Origin of the sequence: Lentzea terrae, from assembly GCF_003265345.1 — a bacterium.
Taxonomy (GTDB): Bacteria; Actinomycetota; Actinomycetes; order Mycobacteriales; family Pseudonocardiaceae; genus Lentzea; species Lentzea terrae.
In genome coordinates this window covers 26,752-44,674 of the sequence record NZ_QFWW01000010.1, presented here as the reverse complement: position 1 = coordinate 44,674, position 17,923 = coordinate 26,752, and the positions used below count along the sequence as shown (strand labels likewise).

Here is a 17,923-nt window from a genome sequence, read left to right as displayed (position 1 = left end):
CTCTCTGTCAGGAGGAGATGGCGCAGGTCTTGCCGTTGAGGGAGAACGAGGCCGGTGCCGAGGTGTTGCCGGTGTGCGTGGCCTGGAAGCCGATGCTGATCGACGCGTTGGGCGCGATGTCGGGGTTGTAGTTGACGTTCTTGGCCGTCACCTCGCCCGAGGCAGGGGAGTAGGTGGCGCTCCAGCCGCCCGTGATGGTCTGCCCGCCGGGCAGGGTGAAGACCAGTGACCATCCGCTGATCGGCGTGGTGCCGGTGTTCGTGATGGTGATTTCCGACGTCAGCCCGGTGTTCCAGGCGTTGATCTTGTCGCTGACCCGGCATTCCGTGTCACCGGGCGGAGTTGTGGTGGTGGTAGTGGTCGTCGTCGTGGTGCTCGTGGGGCCACCAGGTCCGAACTGGGTGATGAACTTCCACGCCTCGCCGGAGGTCCAGGTGCGCCACCCGTCGCCGCCGCCGTCGACGGGTGCCGGAGTGTGACCGCCGTCGAACGCGGCCCACACCACGGGATAGCCGGCCCGGCAGCCGCTGTAGGCGGTGACGATGTGCGTCCGGCTGCCCGCACTCGGTTCGCGCGGGTTCTGTGCCGTGCACCCGTTGTTGCGCACGAACCGGTCGCGCAGACTCCGGCCCTGGCTGATGTTGAGCACGTTGTCGCTGATGCCGTGAATGCCCAGGTAGGCGATGGGGTCGTTGCCACCGCTGCACCCGCTGAGCTGTGCGCCCGCGTACACGACGACCGCGCGGAACACGTTGGCGCGGGCACAGGCGATCGCGTACGACATGCCGCCGCCGTAGCTGAACCCACCGGCGAAGCGCTGCGTCGTGTCGATGCACAGGCCCGCGTCCAGCCGCCGGAGCATCTCGTCGACGAAGGCGACGTCCTGGCCGCCGGGGTTGGCCCAGCCGTTGCTGTTGCCCTGCGGTGCGACGAAGATCGTGCTGTTGTTCGCCGCGTCGGAGAGCCGTCGCAACCCGTAGTACGACCAGTTGTAGCCATCGCCGCCGCCGGAGTCGACGTCGTTCATGGTGCCGCCCAGCCAGTGGAAGCCGACGAACAGCCGGTACTGGCGGTTGCTGTCGTAGTTGGGCGGCAGCCGCAGGATGAACGAGCGGTTCTGGCCGCCGCTGCTGATCGTGTGCTGGCCGCTGTTGAGGCCAGGGGGCTTGCCGCATCCCGCGGTCGCCGCGGCCGTGCCGGCCCGATCGTCGGGGGTCGTGCCGCCGAGCGCGATACCGGCCGCACCCAGGAAGACCACGGCACTGGCGAAGGCCAACGCGATGACGGACCTATGCCGGGACATGGCACGCCTTCTCGTACTGGGGGAACATCGTTGTCCCTTCGGTTCTCACACTTGTTGGAGTTGGAATCGCTGGTTGTCGGCCCCGCTCGGGGTCCACTGGGAGATGCGCGTGCCGTCGGCGGTCGCCGCGCCCCAGACGTCCAGGGCGAGCCCGCTCTGCCGGTTGGTCAGGCTGACCACGCCGCCGCCGTGGTCCGTCACGCGCCACTGCTGGTTGGTCGCGTTGGTGTCGGCCTGCTGGGTGATGTCCGCGCCGGTGCTCGAGCTCGCGGCCTGGAGCACGAGACCGCTGTGCCTGGCCCGGATCCGGTGGTAGCCGCCACCCGCGTCGATGAAGTCGAACTGCTGGTTGAGGCCGCTGGTCTGGGACCACTGCTGCAGCAGCGCGCCGGGCGCGGTGGACACTCCGCTGATGTCGGCGAACTTTCCGCTGTGCCGGGCGACGAGCCGGTAGTGAACGCCCGGCCGCACGCCGGATCCCGAGCCCTGGCCGGACGCCCGGTATGTGTGTCCTGTTTGGACGGCGAACACGGCCACGTCGGCTTCCGGCTTGGTCGGCTGGATCGCGGTGCCGGTCGTGGTGTCCCGCAGCTCGAACGTACCGGCGAAGATCCGGTTGCGGACCCGGACGGTGCCGTCGCGATCCGGCGTGACGGTCAACGTGATGGCGCCGTCGGCACCCCACGTCGCGCCGACCGTGTACCCGCCGCGCCCGCGCAGTCCCGTGACGCTGCCGGCCGGCCACGCCGGTGGCAGCGCGGGCAGCACGTGCAGCTCGCCGTTGTGGCTGTGCAGCAGCATTTCCGCGATGCCGGACGTTGCACCGAAGTTGCCGTCGATCTGGAACGGCGGGTGCAGGTCGAACATGTTGGGCGCGAGCCGGTCCGTGGTCACCAGGGACCGGATCAGGTCGTGTGCCCGCGCGCCCTCCTCCAGCCGCGCCCAGAAATTGATCTTCCAGGCGAGGGACCACCCGGTGCCCGCGTCACCGCGGATCTCCAGCGTGCGGCGGGCCGCCGTGTGCAGCTGGGGAGTGCCGCGCTTGGTGATCTGGTTGCTGGGGTGCAGGCCGTACAGGTGCGAGACGTGCCGGTGCTCGCGCTCGGTCTCGACCCAGTCGTGCAGCCACTCCACGACGTTGCCGCGCGAGCCGATCTTCGTCGGGGCCAGGCGCTGCCGTGCTGATCGCACCTGGGTGCGGAAGTCGGCGTCGACACCCAGCACCTCGGACGCGCTCGCGCAGCCGTCGAACAGGTCGCGCAGGATCTGCATGTCCATCGTCGGCCCCGCGCAGACGCTGGCGTTCGCGTGGTGGTTGAGCTCCGGCGAGTTCGACGGGTTGGTGACGAGGTACCCGAGGCTCGGCTCGGTGACGAGCGTGTCGAGGAAGAACTGCGCGCACCCCTTCATGGCCGGGTAGTACGTGCGCAGGAAGTTCACGTCACCGGTGAACAGGTAGTGGTCCCAGATCATCGTCGAGAGCCACGCCCCGCCCGTCTGCCACATGCCCGCCGCCGCGAAGTCGACGACCGAGGAGCCGCGCCACGCGTCGGTGTTGTGGTGGGTGACCCAGCCGCGCGCGTTGTACTGCACCTGGGCGGTGCGCGCGCCGGTGACGGTGAGGTCGTTGATCATTCTGAACACCGGCTGGTAGCACTCGCCGATGTTGGTGGTGTCCGCGTGCCAGTAGTTCATCGGCAGGTTGGCGTTCAGCGTGTACTTCGAGTCCCACGACGGGGTCATCTGGTCGTTCCAGATGCCCTGCAGGTTCGCCGGTTGCGTGCCGGGACGTGACGACGAGATGAGCAGGTACCTGCCGTACTGGAACAGCAGCGCGGCGAACTGCGGGTCGTTCGTGCTCGCGTGCCGGGTGATCCGGACGTCCGTCGGCTGGTCGGCCGCAGCGGTGCGGCCGAGGTCGAGGCTGACCCGCCCGAACAACGCCTGGTAGTCCGCGACGTGGCGGGCTCGCAGGGTGTCGAAGGCGAGGCCCTGCGCGGCGTTCAGGCGGCTGCGCGCGATGCCCTGGTAGTCGCCGTTGACCGTGCGGAAGTCGACGTAGCTGGTGCCGATGGAGATCAGCACGGTCACCGCGTTGGCGTTGCTCACCCGCAGCGTGCCACCGGAGCTGGTGACCGAGCCGCCCTCGGCGACGGCTTTGGCCAGCGCGAGGAACCGGACGGTGCCCGCGATGCCCCGCTGGGTACCGGAAACGCCGTCCAGCGCGATGGTCGTGCCGTCCGGGCTGGACGCCGTCGTGCGCTGGGGCGAGCTGAACGACGCGGTGAACGTGATCGAGCCGGGTGTCTCCGCGGTCAGGCGGATCGCGATCACCTGGTCCGGCGCGCTCGCGAACACCTCACGCCGGTAGCGCACGTTGTTCGCCGTGTACGTCACGGTGGTCGTGGCCGTCGTGAGATCGAGCTCGCGCCGGTACCCGGACGCGGTCGCGGACGGCAACGCCAGCCGGAGGTCACCGACCGGCTGGAAGGCGAGCTGCCCTGCCGGGTTGCCGAGCATGGTCTGGTCGATCAGCGACTGCGCCTGCGTCCACTGGTTCGAGAACACGAGCTGCCGGATCTGGGCGAGCGCACCGGCACCGCGCGGGTTGCTGTAGTCGTGCGGACCGCCCGCCCAGACGGTGTCCTCGTTGAGCTGCAGGCGTTCGGTGTCGGTGTTGCCGAACACCATCGCGCCGAGCCGGCCGTTGCCGATCGGCAGTGCGCGCAGCCAGTCCGACCCCGCAGGCCGGTCGTACCACAGGGAAAGGTCGCCCGCGGCCTGGTGGACGGGTGCTGCGGCGGCGGTCGCTGTCCAGCCTGCCTGGGTCAGCACGGCACCCGCGCCGAGCATCAGGAGCTGGCGCCGGTTCAGGTCGGACATGCCGGTCCTCCAATGGGTTCAGCCGGTGGCACAGCGCTCGCCGTTGAGGGAGAAGTCACCGGCTGCCGTGCTGTCACCGGTGTGCGTGGCCTGGAAACCGATCGACACCGAGCCGCCGGGCGGGATCTGCGCGTTGTAGTCGACGTTGCTCGCGGACACCTCGCCGGTGGCGGGGGAGTAGGTCGCGCTCCAGCCGCCCGTGATGGCCTGGCCGCCGGGCAACGTGAACCGCAGCTGCCAGCCGTTGACCGCAGCCGCCGCCGTGTTGGTGATCTTGATCGTCTCGGTGAGGCCGGTGTTCCACGCGTTGACCGACGCGGCGATCGCACATCCGCCTGGGGGCGGAGTTGTCGTGGTCGTGGTCGTTGTGGTGGTCGTGGTCGGTGGGTTGCTGTCCAGGCCGAGGAAGGTGATCGAGTACGCGAGCATCCCGGCCATCGGCAGGCTGTGTCCGGTGCCCTGGATGCTGATGCCCTCGACGGCGCTGCCGTACCGGGTGCGGGTCCAGCTGGGCTGCGGCTGGTCGGTCGACGACGGCGTCCTGCTCACCGCGTGCACGTTGGTCCACTGGTCGAGCGCTTCACCGAAGTTCGGGTACGCCAGCGTGGTGTCGGTCGTGCCGTGCCACAGCTGCATCCGCGGGTACTTGCCGGTGTAGCCCGGGTACATCGCCCTGGCCTGGTCGCCCCACTGCTGCGGCGACTTCAGCAGGTTCCCGCTCGAGCACTGGCTGTTCCACAGCGATCCGTTGGTCGTCGCGAAGCAGCCGGCGGGAACTCCGGAGAACGCCGAGCCGGCGCTGAACACGTCCGGGTACTGGGCGGCCAGCACGTTGGTCATCATCGCGCCGGACGAGAAGCCCGCGACGACGATCCGCGCCGGGTCGACGTTGTAACGCTGACGTGCGTGCGACACCATCGACATGATCCCGGTGGAGTCGCTGCCTCCGTTGCGGCGCAACGCGTTGGCGGTCGACACGTCGAAGCAGCGACCGTCCCTGGTGGCCTCCGGGTAGACGATCACGTAGCCGAGGCGGTCCGCGGCGGTGACGTAGTCGCGTCCGTTGCCGTTGTGCACAGCGGACGCCGAACCGCTGCAATAGTGCACCATCACCAGCATGGCCGGACGTGCCGCGAGCCGGTCAGGTGCGTAGACGTACATGTTCAGGTTGGTGGGGTTCGTGCCGAAGTTCGTGACCCGCACCAGCGACGCGGCCTTCGCCGGTTGCGGCACCAGGGAGAGCGCGATGGCGGCGAGCAGCAACAGCACCGCCGCCACGAGGGCGACGATGCCGAAGCCGTCCCGATGTGATCGTGCGTTCATGACGCGGTGCGGGCGAGGTTGCCGCCCGTGCCGAACTGCCACCAGTTCATGTTGAGCAGGTAGTTGCTACCGCCGGCGAATCGCAGGTAGAGGTCGCGGGTGCCGGTCAGGCCGCTCACCGCGCACGACACGTTGGTCCACGACTGCCAGCCGCCGGTGTTGGGCACCGTGCAGCGACCGGCGAGCGCGCCGGTCGGGCTGCCGGACCGGATCTCGATGGAGCTGCCCGCGACGGTCGACGCGACCCTGGCGTTGAAGAGGTTCGCGCCGGCACCGAAAGCGACGTTCTTCACCTTGATGTAGTCGCCGTTGTTGATCCAGCCGACGTTCATCCCGCCTTCGCTGGAGGGCTCGGTCTCGATGCCGCTGCCCCAGGCGATGGTCTCGGCCTCCTGGCGGACATAGGGGTTGAGCGTGTCCGCGGCCGGTGGCCCCGCCGTGGTCATGTTCATCTGCGGGATGGTGCCGTCGGCGTTGTAGCTGAACTTCTCCACCGCGACGGACCGGGTGAAGCCGCCACCGCCGGGCAGGGCGCCGTTGTGGTAGAAGAAGTACGAGCTGCCCTTGAAGTCGATGATGCCGGGGTGGTTGGTGAAGCTGCTGCCCTGCGTGGGCATCACGGTGCCGCGGTAGGTCCATGGCCCGGTTGGACCGGGCGAGGTCGAGTAGCCGATGAACTCCGAGCAGCACTTGGCCGCGAAGACGTTGTAGTACAGGCCGTTGCGCTTGTAGACCCAGGGCCCTTCCTCGTACAGGGTGGGCCGGTTCGCGTCACCGGTGCGCGTGCCGAACCCGGCGGTGGTGAGCGGGATCCGGTTGACCCCGCCGGAGAACGAGATCATGTCGGGGTTGAGCTTGACGTACCAGAGGTTCGGGTTGCCCCAGTAGAGGTAGGCCTGGCCGTCGTCGTCGATCATGACCGACGGGTCGATCTCGCCGTTCTCCACCAGCGGACGGCCGATGGCGTCGCGGAACGGGCCGGTGGGGCTGTCGGAGACGCCGACACCGATGGCCGGGCGTCCGGTGGCCTTGGTGACGACGGGGACGTACCAGTAGAACTTGCCGTTGCGTTCCACGGCCTGGCCGGCCCACGCGTCCTGCTTGGCCCAGCTGAAGGTGGCGAGGCTCATCGGCGAGCCGTGGTCGGTCCAGTTCACCATGTCGGCCGACGACCAGACCCGCCAGTCCTTCATGGTGAACCAGGTCGAGCCGTCCTCGTCGTGTCCGGTGTAGAGGTAGACCCGTCCGTTGTGGACCAACGGTGAAGGATCGGCGGTGTAGATGTGTTGCACGATCGGGTTGTCCGCCTGCGCCTGTGCGGTCGCGGTCAGGAGCAGACCGACCACCAGCGCGAGGCGCGTCCAGAGCTTGCGAGCCATCGTCGTCTCCCGGAGGGCAGGGCGGCCCGGCGGATCGGCGCGGTCGCCGATCCGCTGGGTCCCTGCGGTGGTGTGGGTGCGTCAGCCTGCGGCGCAGGTCGGGTCGAGGCCCGCTCCGCTGCCGGTGCCCTGGAAACCGAACTCGGTGGACTGGCCGGCGGGCACGCTGGCGTTGTAGTCCACATTGGTCCAGGTGATGGATCCGCTGTTGCCGCTGCGGTTCGCGCTCCAGGAGTTGGTGACGGTGCCGTTCGACAGGGTCGTCGTGACCCGCCAGCCGCGCAGTGCGGAGGATCCGGCGGTGACCTTGACCGTGGCGACGAACCCTTCGTTCCACTGGTTCAGTGACACCGAGGCGGTGCAGTCACCAGGGCCGGGGTTGTTGGTCGTCGTCGTCGTCGTGGTGGTGGTGGTCGTCGTGGTGGTGGTGGTGGTGGTGGTGGTCGTCGTCGGGCCGGCCGCGTTCAGCGCGTTGAGCACCGAGTTGTACGCGGCCTTCTTGTTGCCGCCGCCGTCGAACAGCAGCGGGGTGCCGTTGGCACGCCACGAGTCGGTGTCGCGGATGCCCCACACGGTGATGCCGGTGCACCTCGTCACGGCGAGACAGGCCCGCGTCACGCGGTCGTAGTTGGCCGCCTGGGCGCTGCCGGAGCCCTCGATGTCCAGCTCGGTGATCTGCACGTCGACGCCGAGGTTGGCGAAGTTCTGCAGGGTCGTCTGGTAGTTGTTCGGCACCGGGCTCTGCGGGTTGAAGTGGGACTGCAGGCCGACGCAGTCGATCGGTACACCGCGGGACTTGAAGTCCTGCACCATCCGGTAGACCGCCTGGGTCTTGGCGTGCGACCAGTCGTCGGTGTTGTAGTCGTTGTAGCAGAGCTTCGCGCCGGGGTCGGCCGCGCGGGCCGCGCGGAAGGCGGCCTCGATCCAGTCGTTGCCGGTGCGCTGGAGGTTGGAGTCGCGCCGGGCGCCGCTGCTGCCGTCGGCGAACGCCTCGTTCACCACGTCCCAGGCGTAGATCTTGCCGCGGTAGTAGGTCGCGACCTGCGTGATGTGGTTCTGCACCGCGTTGCGCAGCGCGCTACCGGACATGCCCTGCATCCAGCCGGGCTGCTGCGAGTGCCACGCCAACGCGTGCCCGCGCACCCGCTTGCCCTGGTTGCGCGCGTGGTTCACGATCCGGTCCGCGTTGCCGTAGCTGAACCGGCCCTGGCTCGGCTCGGTCGCGTCCATCTTCATCTCGTTCTCGGCCGTGACCATGTCGAACTCGCGGTTCAGGATGCCGATGTAGGTCGAGTCACCCATCCTGCCCGCGGCCACCGCCGTGCCGAAATAGCGTCCGCTCTGCTGCGCGGCGGCGCCCAGAGTGGTTGCCGCGTTGGCGTTGCCGGCCATGATCAGGGATGCGCCGAGTGCCGCCGCCGCGACTGCCGAAACGATCGGGACGAGGGACACTGACCTCGATGTCAGTTTCATCTTCCACGCTTTCGAGAACTCGCCCGGAATGCGGGCGTGATGGGCAGGACGTCGATCCGGGCGCATGCGGGTGAGTTCCGGTGCGGCGGGCCGGGACTCCGGTGCGGGGGATCGCTCAGGTGGGCTGCTTCGTCAGCAGCGGCGCAGTGGCGTCGGGGCGGAACGTCTTCGCTGCCAACCGAAACTGTGCACTGCCGTCTCCTTCACTCACGTGCGGGTGAGCGTGATGAGCGGCCGCGAGGGCTCGCTGTGCAGGAGTGTTACAGCTCTGTGTTCGCGCTCACAAGATTTCGTTGCGAATTTCGCCCGGAGATTGAGCCGAACGGAGCAGAAAAACCAGGGAGCGCTCCCAATCCGCATGAAAAATGGCCTGAACCACTTCTGCGGGCGATGCCATGCGAATGGATATTGCTAAAGTTAGCGCTAACATTTTAGCTTTGACGGCCCGTGGTGCCGTGGCTACGTTGACCCCGAGCCCGGACCCGCTCTCCCCGGCGGCGCGGCCAGTTGTGAGAGCGCTCTCATATCCCCTGTATCAGCAACGACGCTGTGAGGAACCCGAATGCGCGATCCCTCATCACTCAGCACCCCTGTCGACGACCGGACCACGCGGTGGAAGCCGGCGGTGGGCGCCTGTGCGGCCGTCGGCGTGCTCGTGGCCGGCGCCGTCGCCCTGGCCGCGGGCGGGGGTGCCCCGGTCCGCGCCGCGGAGTCGGCGTTCTACGTCGACCCGGCGAGCTCCAGCGCGCGCTGGGTGGCCGCCAACCCCGGCGACTCGCGTGCGGCGGTCATCCGCGACCGGATCGCCTCGGTCCCGCAGGCGCGGTGGTACACGACCACCAACACCTCGTCGATCCGCAGCGAGATCAGCTCGTTCGTCGGCGCGGCCGCGTCGGCGGGCAAGATCCCGATCCTGGTGGTCTACAACATCCCCAACCGCGACTGCGGTGGCCCCAGCGGCGGCGGAGCACCCTCGCACGCGGCGTACCGGGCGTGGGTGGACGAGGTGGCCGCAGGACTGGCCGGTCGCCCGGCGACGATCGTGCTCGAACCGGACGTGCTGCCGTTGATGACGAACTGCCAGAACACCGACCAGCAGAACCAGACCAAGGCGTCCATGGCCTACGCGGGCAAGAAGCTCAAGTCCGGTTCCTCGCGCGCCAAGGTGTACTTCGACATCGGCCACAACGCGTGGCTGAGCCCGGCCGAAGCCGCGAACCGCCTGCGCGGCGCGGACATCTCCAACAGCGCCGACGGCATCTCCACGAACGTGTCCAACTACCACTACACGTCGACCGAGGTGAACTTCGCCAAGAACGTGCTCAACGCCGTCGGCGACAGCCGCCTCAAAGCCGTGATCGACACCAGCCGCAACGGCAACGGGGCGCAGGGCAGCGAGTGGTGCGACCCGCCCGGCCGCGCGATCGGCACGCCGAGCACGGTGAACACGGGCGACGCGAGGATCGACGCGTTCCTGTGGGTCAAGCTGCCCGGCGAGGCCGACGGCTGCATCGCACCGGCCGGCCAGTTCGTGCCGCAGCGGGCCTACGAGCTCGCGACCGCGGCGGGTCCCGACCCGACGACCACGACGACCACCACCACGACTTCGGGCGGCAACCCCGGCGGCGGCTGCCGGGCGAGCCATCGCCTGCTCAGCCAGTGGCAGGGCGGCTACAGCGCCGAGATCGTGATCGAGAACCGCGGCGCGGCCGTCAACGGCTGGACTTTCGGGTTCTCGGCTCCCGGCGTGACCGTCACGCAGGGCTGGAACGGGACGTGGACGGACAACGGGGACGCGGTCAGCGTCGCCAACGCGTCCTGGAACGGCTCGGTGCCGGCCGGCGGTCAGGTGACCATCGGGTACAACGCGAACTACGGCGGGTCTACGCCACCGTTCTCGGGACCGGTGCTGAACGGCACGGCCTGCTCGTCCTGACGTCCTGGCGACAGGGAGAAGGCGGTTCCCCGTCCCGGCCATCACCTCGGCCGGAACGGGGAACCGTCGCGTGTGGACGCGCGCTGCGGTTCTCTCGTCCTGGCTAGCCGTCCCGCGTTTCTGCGGTGATCGCGCGGAAACGCGGGACCGGGCGATACCCGGCCCCGCGCACCAGAACGTCAAGGCGTCAGTTGCGCAGACTCCACTGCTGGTTGGTGCCACCGTGGCACGTCCACAGCTGGATCAGCGTGCCGTTCGCCGTCCCGTTGCCGCTGGCGTCGAGACACAACCCGGACTGCGCGCCCGTGATGCTGCCGTCGGCGTTGACGTTCCACTGCTGGTTGGTGCCGCCGTGGCAGTCCCAGAGGATGGCCGCCGTGCCGTTCGCGGTCCCGTTGCCGCTGGCGTCAAGGCACTTGCCCTGCACGGTCAGCTGCCGCGAAGCGGTGTAGTTCCAGCGCTGGTTCCCGCTACCGCAGTCCCACAGCCGTGCCTGGGTGTTGTTGTTGGTGTTGGCGACGTCCAGGCATCGGTTCGACTGGGCACCGACGATCGTGACGTTCTCCCGGCCGCCGCCACCGGAACCGCCCGGACCTGCGTTCGCCATCACCGCCTGAGCTCCGGCCGGCCAGTTGTTGTTGGTGACGACGACGTTGCCGCTCACGACGTTGCCGCGGTCACCGTTGGTGATGTTGGTGCTGTTGTTGGTGGACCAGTTGTTGGTGACCCTCCAGTTGCCCATGTTCTCGCCACCCCAGTAGTTCGCGGTGGCCCAGGTGCCGGTGGCGGAGAAGACGTTGCCGTTGGCGTTGTAGTACTTGGAGCCCTCGTCGAAGTACAGCCCGAACCAGCCGTTGGTGCGCAGGCAGTAGTTGCCGCTGATCTCCGCGTTCGGGTTCCACGCGAGCGTGTAGATGCAGCCGCCGTCGGTCATCTGCTGCATCACGTCGTGGACGTAGTTGTTGATGAGCCGGTTGTTGGCCGCGGTGGTGGGCGTCGAGTACCGGGGCTGGTAGTTGTACAGGCCGCGGTTGGCGTAGTGGTTGCTGCCGCCCGCGTCGTTCGAGCCCCAGCCGTAGCCGATCGACAGGCCGGAGTACGGCATGTTGTAGACCTCGTTGTGCGCCACGGTCGAGGTGTTGACGTAGGTGTTGAGCACCGACACGTTGCCCCGGTACTCGACGGCGATGTCGTGGATCCTGTTGTAGCTGACCGTGATGTCGCGGTTGACCATGCGCTGGTCGCTCGGGTGGTGTGCGTCGGCGCGCACGCCGCCGACGACGATGCCGCCCGCCGACGTGCGGGCGATCTCCGAGCGGGTGACGGTGATGCCGGACGCGCCCAGGCCGACACCGCTGGCGTGCGCGTTCGCGTCGTTGCCGATGCCGATCGCGGTCTGGCCGAGGTTGAAGAACTTCGAGTCGGTGAAGGTGATGCCGCTGGCCGCCGAGACCTGCACCGCCGCCGGCATCTGGAACCAGTGCGGCCGCACCGCCTCGAACTGCGCGCAGCCCTGCTGGCACGAGTTGATGCGGTCGGCGGGCCAGTTCTGGTTGCCCGCCATGTAGGCACCGGTCTGCTGGTCGGCGAAACCCTGGTTGCTCGAAGGGCCGAGCCACGACGTGCCGGTGAAGGTGATGCCGCCGAACGTGATGTTGCGCGCGGGCGCGTCGTAAGTGCCGCCGACGTTCACCAGTGACTGCACGACCGGCAGTTCCACGTTGACGCTGTTCATGTTCTGCCCGGCGAGCGGGATGTAGTACAGCACGCCGGTGCCGGGATTGAGGTACCACTCGCCGGCCGCGTCGAGGAACTCGTAGGCGTTGGTGAGGTAGAGCGGGCCTGCGCGGTGCGGTTTGCTGAGCGTGTCGTAGCCGAAGGTGTTGTTGTTCCACGCGGGTTGTTGCATCGTGAGGAAGTTGCCGCTGATGCTCTGCACCGGCGAGTACCTGTCGGTGAACGAGTTGACGCTCTCCACGTCGACGCGGTTCTGGTTCGCGATGTTGTTGAGGTAGTTCAGCGCGCTGTTCGAGAACCGCATGCCCGTGTCGGTGAAGGTGAAGTCGGCCCGGTTCACCTGCGTGCGCGCGCGGGTGGCGATCGCGCCGTTGACGTAAAGCTGGCGGCTGTCGACACCGGTGCCGACGTTCGCGCGCCAGATGTTCTTGCCGGCGTCGGCGACCGACCACCCGGTGACCGCCCTGGCGCCGCTGATGACGGGCCTCGCCGACGCGGCGGCCTGCCACAGCACGCGGTAGCCGTTGTTGCCCGAGTCGGCGGCGGTGAACCGCAACGGTTGTGAGAGCCGGTACACGCCGTCGGCGAGCTCGACGACGATGTCACCCGACATCGTGCTGTTGCGGGACCGCACCGCCGCTTGTGCTGCCGGCAGCGAGCACGGCTCAGCGGCGGTGCAAGCCGTTCCCGTGCCGGCCGGGGAGGCGTACAGGGTCGTCGTGGCAGCGGAGGCAGGGGGAGCGGTGGCGATCGCTGCGGCCACCACCACCGCGACGGCGGCGAGTGCTGTTCGCCGCCGCACTGCGGTGAACGAGGACGTGGACAAGGGACCTCCTGAGGGTGGAATCGGCTGGATCGGCCTCCCGTGGCGGCGAACGGGACAGACTTGTGTCCTGTGTGGACATTCAGTGGCGGAAGATCAAACAGGGCGCAGCGATTTGTCGAACGGCGGAGCCACGAATTCGACGATGACTCCTGCGAACCGGAGTGGGCGCTGCTTCATTGCGGCTCACTTCTCCAGGGCCGATCCGGCCGTCCTGGCCGGCTGCGGAACAAGGCGAAAACTAACTCGTATGACGTGTGACGTCAATGGTGTTACCTATACTGTGGAGTCCAGCAACAGGCCGCGGCGCAACGGAGTCGAAGATGACAGCGAGAGGTCGCCAGCCGGAACCGGGCACGTCCGCGCCGCCGGGATGGACGCGCAGACCGGCGAGCCTCGCGGTCGCGGTCACCGCGGAGCTGGTGCAGCGCATCGTCCGCGGCACGTACCCCTCCGGCGCGGCCCTGCCGCCGGAGCCGGTGCTCTGCGAGACGTTCTCGGTGAGCAGGACGGTGATCCGCGAAGCGGTGAAGGTGCTGCAGGAGAAGGGGTTGGTCCTGGTCCGCCAGGGCGCGGGCACGATGGTCAACCCGCCGGTGCGGTGGAACATGCTCGACGAGCTGGTCCTCGCCGCCACGATCGCCGAGGACGAGAGCCTCGCGGTCCTCGACGACCTCGTGGTGACCAGGCGGTTGCTCGAGTCCGACATGGCGCAGGTCGCCGCGCAGACGGCCGACCAGGACACCGTCGAGCGGTTGCGGGCCCTGGTGGACCGCATGGACGAGCTCGTCGACGACGTGCCCACGTACGAGGAGCACGACCGCCTCTTCCACGACGAGATCATGCAGGCGTCGGGGAACCGCATCGCCCGCGGTGTGGTGCGCTCGCTGGAGGCGCAGGCCATCACCGTGGCCGGCTACCTGGGCAAGAGCGGTCGTGAGCTGTGCCAGGCCTCCAATGCGGGACACCGGCACATCTACGAGCGCATCGCGGACCGGGACGCGGCCGGTGCGGCCGATGCCATGTTCACGCACATCACCGAGGCGTGGCTGGTCCGTCGCGGTGAGGCCGGGGATCCGGACCGGCTGAAGAGGTGAGTACGTCCGCCGCGCGGCCCCTCCGCCCAGGCCGCACGGTGAGGACGGGTGATCATCGGCATCGTGTTGCTCCGGTTGCGACAAGTCGGCCGGGGCGCGGGTGTTCACCTGCATTTCGTGGTACTCCGGCCGCGAGAGCGGCCGGCGCGAACGGTGAATGGGAGGCGGATCGGCGGTGGGACGGACGCGGGTGACGCTGGCCGACGTTGCGGCGGCGAGCGGGGTGTCGGTCACGACGGCGTCGTTGGTGCTGACCGGGCGCGCGCGGGAGCTCCGCATCTCCGCGGACGCCGAGCGCCGAGTGCGGTCGACGGCACACGAACTGGGTTATCGGCGCAGCGCCGGGACCGCGCCGCCGCGCGCGGGGCGGTCGCAGACGATCGGGTTCGTGTCCGACACGGTGGCGTCGTCGGGCTGGGCCGGTGACATGGTCAAGGGCGCGGTGGATGCCGCGTACCGGCTCGGGTTCATGCTGTTCGTGGCCGAGTCCGGCGGAGATCCGGTGGTCGAGCGGGCGCTGGCCGACGCGATGCGCGAACGGCGCGCGGACGGCGTGGTGTTCGCCTCCATGCACACCAGGACGGTCGTAGTCCCGGACTCCTCGTACGACAGTCCCGCCGTGCTGCTCAACGCGACCTCCACGACCCGCACGGCGGCTCCGGCGGTGTTGCCCGACGAGGTGCAGGCCGGCCGGTCCGCCGCGCGCGTCCTCGTCGAGGCGGGGCACGACCGCGAGATTCACCTGATCGGCGCAGGACCGGGTCCGTGCGATCTTCCGCCGCACGGCATCGCGGCCGCGGAACGCCTCCTCGGCCTGCGTGAAGTCCTCACCGCCGAGGGGATCGAGGTCGCCAGTGCCCAGTGGTGTCCGAAGTGGACACAGGAGCACGGCTACCACGCCACCGCGGCACTGCTGCGCGAACACCGGCCCCAGGCGCTGGTGTGCCTCAACGACCACCTTGCGTCCGGGGCGTACCAGGCACTCGACGAGGCCGGCCTCTCGGTGCCGCAGGACGTCTCGGTGATCGGGTTCGAGGACCACCCCGTCGCCTCGTGGCTGCGACCGCGGCTGACCACGGTCGCGTTGCCGCACTACGAGCTCGGGGTGCGGGCGGTGAAGGTCCTGGTGGACCTGGTCGTCCGCCCGCGCGGCGCGCGAGCTCCGCTGACCCATCGAGTGCCGATGCCGGTGCGTCAGGGCGGATCGGTGGCAGCGCCGCGCGGGTGAACGTGATGTTCACGCTAACAGCGTAGGGCTGCGGTCGTTCCGAACCCGCTGTGCAGGCGCGAGCATTTCTCCTGCAGTCGAACGGAAATTCGACATAATCGACTGCTGCGAGCTAAAAGTGAACGCTCACAAGTTTAGCTTTGACCGGGTGTGACGCCGTCGTTACATTGCTGGAAGTCCCTGTCACCTCGGTCTCCCGGGAAGGCTCTCCATGCCGAACCCGTTGAAGGCGCTGTGCGGTGTGTTCGCCGCCGTCCTGCTGGCGGCGTCACCCGCGGTCGCCCATTCGTCCACTGCGGACTCCAGAACTGCTGCCGCCGCTCCGGTGCGGGTGATGCCGCTGGGCGACTCGATCACCCAGGGCGGCTCGATCGGCGGCTACCGGCTCGACCTCGGGACGTCACTGCGCAACGCCGGACGCTCGGTCGACTTCGTCGGTTCCCTGACGGACGGACCGAGCAGCATGCCCGACCGCAACCACGAGGGCCACCCCGGCTGGACCATCGCGCAGATCGACGCGAACGTCGTGAACTGGCTGCGCACCTACACCCCGCGCACGATCATGCTGCACATCGGCACCAACGACATGTACGGCAGCGATCCGGCCGGCGCACCCCGGCGGCTCTCCGCGCTGGTGGACAAGATCACCAGCCAGGCGCCGGGCGCGGACGTCTTCGTCTCCACGATCATCCCGATCCGGTTCGCCGACGCGACCGTGCGCAACTACAACGCCGCCATCGTGCCGCTGCTGCGGGCGAAGGCGGCGGCGGGCAAGCGGGTGCACGTCGTGGACATGTACCCGGCGGTGCCGATCTCCGACCTGCCCGACGGCATCCATCCGAACGCCGCCGGCTACCGCAAGATGGCCGCGGTCTGGTTCCGGGCGTTGTCGTCGGTGCCCGGCAGCATCGGCGACCCGGGGCAACCGGGCAGCACCTGCACGGCGACGCCACAGGTGACGCGCACCTGGAACGGCGGCTTCCAGGCCGAGGTCACCGTTGCCAACCCCACCGCGTCGACGATCACCGGCTGGACCGTCCGGTTCACGCTGCCGAACGGCCACACCGTCACGCAGACCTGGGGTGGCACGGCCAGCGGTTCGGTCACGGTCACCAACGCCGAGTACAACGGCACGATCAGTCCCAACGGCTCCGCGACGTTCGGCTTCCTCGCCTCCGGTGCCGGCACAGCGGCGATCAGCGCCGCCACCTGCTCCGGCACCGGCCCGTGATCCAGATTCCCTCCGACGACGAAGGGTGATCATGTTCTTCGCGCGACTGTTCAACTCCCGGCGGGCCCGGCTCGCGGTGCTCGCCGCGGTGCCGCTCCTCGCGGTGACCGCGATGTCGGCGGCGACGCTTCCGCCCGCTGCCGCCGCACCCGGTTGTTCGGTGTCCTACTCCGCACCGTCGCAATGGGACGGTGGGTTCACCGCGAACGTCAGCATCACCAACCTGGGCGACGCGATCAACGGCTGGACGCTGACCTGGAGCTTCAGCGCCGGCCAGCAGGTGAAGCAGGCGTGGAACGCCGACGCGACCCAGTCCGGGGGCGATGTCACCGCGCGCAACGTGTCCTACAACGCGTCGATCCCGACCGGAGGCAAGGTCGAGTTCGGGTTCAACGGCTCGTCGACCGGCATGAACAACCCGAACCCCACGGAGTTCTCGCTGAACGGCACCTTGTGCACCGGCGACGTCGGCCCCACCACGACGACAACGACGACGACCACGACGGGCAACCCGCCCGTGGGCAACCTGCCGTCGAGCTTCCGCTGGTCCTCCAGCGGCGCGTTGATCGGCCCCAAGCCGGACGGCGCGCACCCGAACGTCTACTCGGTGAAGGACCCGAGCGTCGTCTACCACAACGGCAAGTACCACGTGTTCGCCTCGGTCTACACCACTGGCTACAACCTGGTGTACATGAGCTTCAGCGACTGGTCGCAGGCCTCCTCGGCACAGCACCACTACCTGGACCGCACGGCGGTCGGCAGCGGTTACAAGGCCGCGCCGCACGTCTACTACTTCGCGCCACAACGCCTGTGGTACCTGGTGTACCAAACGGGCTCGAACGCGTCGTACTCCACGACCACGGACATCTCCAACCCCTCGTCGTGGTCGGCGCCGAAGAACTTTTACGCCAACGGCATGCCGCAGATCATCCGCGACAACATCGGCGACGGTTACTGGGTCGACTTCTGGGTGGTGTGCGACAACGCCAAGTGCTACCTGTTCTCGTCCGACGACAACGGCCATCTCTACCGGTCCGAGACGACGATGGCGCAGTACCCCAACGGGTTCACCAACACCGTGATCGCGATGCAGGACCCGAACCAGAACCGGTTGTTCGAGGCCTCCAACGTCTACAAGATCGCCGGCAAGAACCAGTACCTGCTGGTGCACGAGGCGATCGGGTCGGACGGCAGGCGCTGGTTCCGCACCTGGACCGCACCGGCGATCACCGGTCCCTGGACCCCGCTGGCCGCCGAGGAGAACAACCCGTTCGCCAGGCACAACAACACGACGTTCCCGAATGGACAGTGGACGCGCGACATCAGCCACGGCGAGATGATCCGCACCGGCATCGACCAGACGATGGAGATAAGTCCGTGCAAGCTCCGCTTCCTGTACCAGGGCATGGATCCCAACGCGGGCGGTGAGTACAACAAGCTGCCCTGGAAGCTCGGCCTGCTGACCCAGACCAACTCGACCTGCTGACCTGCCAGGACCGACGCCGCCGGA

At 68.5% G+C, this 17,923-nt stretch carries 11 protein-coding genes; 5 read left to right on the top strand and 6 right to left on the bottom strand.

What is annotated here, in order from left to right:
• Positions 1-7: 7 nt before the first annotated feature.
• The 5 genes from DI276_RS17235 to DI276_RS17215 form a co-directional block, all read right to left on the bottom strand.
• A complete protein-coding gene (locus tag DI276_RS17235) occupies positions 8-1,303 on the bottom strand; it encodes a cellulose binding domain-containing protein (RefSeq protein ID WP_112264480.1) in 1,296 nt (431 codons plus the stop codon).
• A gap of 45 nt (positions 1,304-1,348) precedes the next feature.
• Positions 1,349-4,186 carry a glycosyl hydrolase family 95 catalytic domain-containing protein gene (locus tag DI276_RS17230; RefSeq protein ID WP_112264471.1) on the bottom strand — a complete coding sequence of 946 codons (2,838 nt, stop codon included), beginning with the start codon at positions 4,184-4,186 and terminating at the stop codon, positions 1,349-1,351.
• A gap of 18 nt (positions 4,187-4,204) precedes the next feature.
• A complete protein-coding gene (locus tag DI276_RS17225) occupies positions 4,205-5,509 on the bottom strand; it encodes an extracellular catalytic domain type 1 short-chain-length polyhydroxyalkanoate depolymerase (protein ID WP_112264568.1) in 1,305 nt (434 codons plus the stop codon).
• Positions 5,506-6,888, bottom strand: a complete 1,383-nt coding sequence (locus tag DI276_RS17220; RefSeq protein WP_112264469.1) for a glycoside hydrolase family 43 protein — start codon at positions 6,886-6,888, stop codon at positions 5,506-5,508. The genes DI276_RS17225 and DI276_RS17220 overlap by 4 nt, the downstream gene beginning before the upstream one ends.
• Before the next feature lie 81 nt (positions 6,889-6,969).
• Positions 6,970-8,361, bottom strand: a complete 1,392-nt coding sequence (locus tag DI276_RS17215) for an endo-1,4-beta-xylanase (protein WP_112264467.1) — start codon at positions 8,359-8,361, stop codon at positions 6,970-6,972.
• Positions 8,362-8,923: 562 nt separating this feature from the next.
• Here DI276_RS17215 and DI276_RS17210 point away from each other — a divergent pair.
• Positions 8,924-10,297 carry a glycoside hydrolase family 6 protein gene (locus DI276_RS17210; protein ID WP_112264465.1) on the top strand — a complete coding sequence of 458 codons (1,374 nt, stop codon included), beginning with the start codon at positions 8,924-8,926 and terminating at the stop codon, positions 10,295-10,297.
• Between the two features lie 187 nt (positions 10,298-10,484).
• On the opposite strand, the gene DI276_RS17205 is transcribed toward DI276_RS17210, so the two are convergent.
• A complete protein-coding gene (locus DI276_RS17205; protein WP_232836722.1) occupies positions 10,485-12,860 on the bottom strand; it encodes an RICIN domain-containing protein in 2,376 nt (791 codons plus the stop codon).
• 320 nt (positions 12,861-13,180) lie between these two features.
• Here DI276_RS17205 and DI276_RS17200 point away from each other — a divergent pair, with 320 nt between their 5' ends.
• The 4 genes from DI276_RS17200 (at position 13,181) to DI276_RS17185 (ending at position 17,899) form a co-directional block, all read left to right on the top strand.
• Positions 13,181-13,954, top strand: coding sequence for a FadR/GntR family transcriptional regulator (locus DI276_RS17200; RefSeq protein WP_112264463.1), 774 nt, complete (start codon positions 13,181-13,183; stop codon positions 13,952-13,954).
• A 175-nt stretch (positions 13,955-14,129) separates the two neighbouring features.
• Entirely contained in the window at positions 14,130-15,182 is a 1,053-nt protein-coding gene (locus DI276_RS17195) for a LacI family DNA-binding transcriptional regulator (protein WP_198680707.1), read from the top strand.
• A gap of 211 nt (positions 15,183-15,393) precedes the next feature.
• The gene (locus DI276_RS17190) at positions 15,394-16,413 is read left to right on the top strand and encodes a cellulose binding domain-containing protein (protein ID WP_112264459.1); all 1,020 of its coding nucleotides are present in this window, start codon (positions 15,394-15,396) and stop codon (positions 16,411-16,413) included.
• Between the two features lie 31 nt (positions 16,414-16,444).
• A complete protein-coding gene (locus tag DI276_RS17185) occupies positions 16,445-17,899 on the top strand; it encodes a non-reducing end alpha-L-arabinofuranosidase family hydrolase (protein ID WP_112264565.1) in 1,455 nt (484 codons plus the stop codon).
• Positions 17,900-17,923: the final 24 nt, after the last annotated feature.

Coding starts and splice junctions, on each gene's coding strand:
- DI276_RS17185 (WP_112264565.1), top strand. CDS start 16,445: ATGTTCTTCGCGCGACTGTTCAACTCCCGGCGGGCCCGGCTCGCGGTG.
- DI276_RS17230 (WP_112264471.1), bottom strand. CDS start 4,186: ATGTCCGACCTGAACCGGCGCCAGCTCCTGATGCTCGGCGCGGGTGCC.
- DI276_RS17215 (WP_112264467.1), bottom strand. CDS start 8,361: ATGAAACTGACATCGAGGTCAGTGTCCCTCGTCCCGATCGTTTCGGCA.
- DI276_RS17235 (WP_112264480.1), bottom strand. CDS start 1,303: ATGTCCCGGCATAGGTCCGTCATCGCGTTGGCCTTCGCCAGTGCCGTG.
- DI276_RS17225 (WP_112264568.1), bottom strand. CDS start 5,509: ATGAACGCACGATCACATCGGGACGGCTTCGGCATCGTCGCCCTCGTG.
- DI276_RS17200 (WP_112264463.1), top strand. CDS start 13,181: ATGACAGCGAGAGGTCGCCAGCCGGAACCGGGCACGTCCGCGCCGCCG.
- DI276_RS17190 (WP_112264459.1), top strand. CDS start 15,394: ATGCCGAACCCGTTGAAGGCGCTGTGCGGTGTGTTCGCCGCCGTCCTG.
- DI276_RS17210 (WP_112264465.1), top strand. CDS start 8,924: ATGCGCGATCCCTCATCACTCAGCACCCCTGTCGACGACCGGACCACG.
- DI276_RS17220 (WP_112264469.1), bottom strand. CDS start 6,888: ATGGCTCGCAAGCTCTGGACGCGCCTCGCGCTGGTGGTCGGTCTGCTC.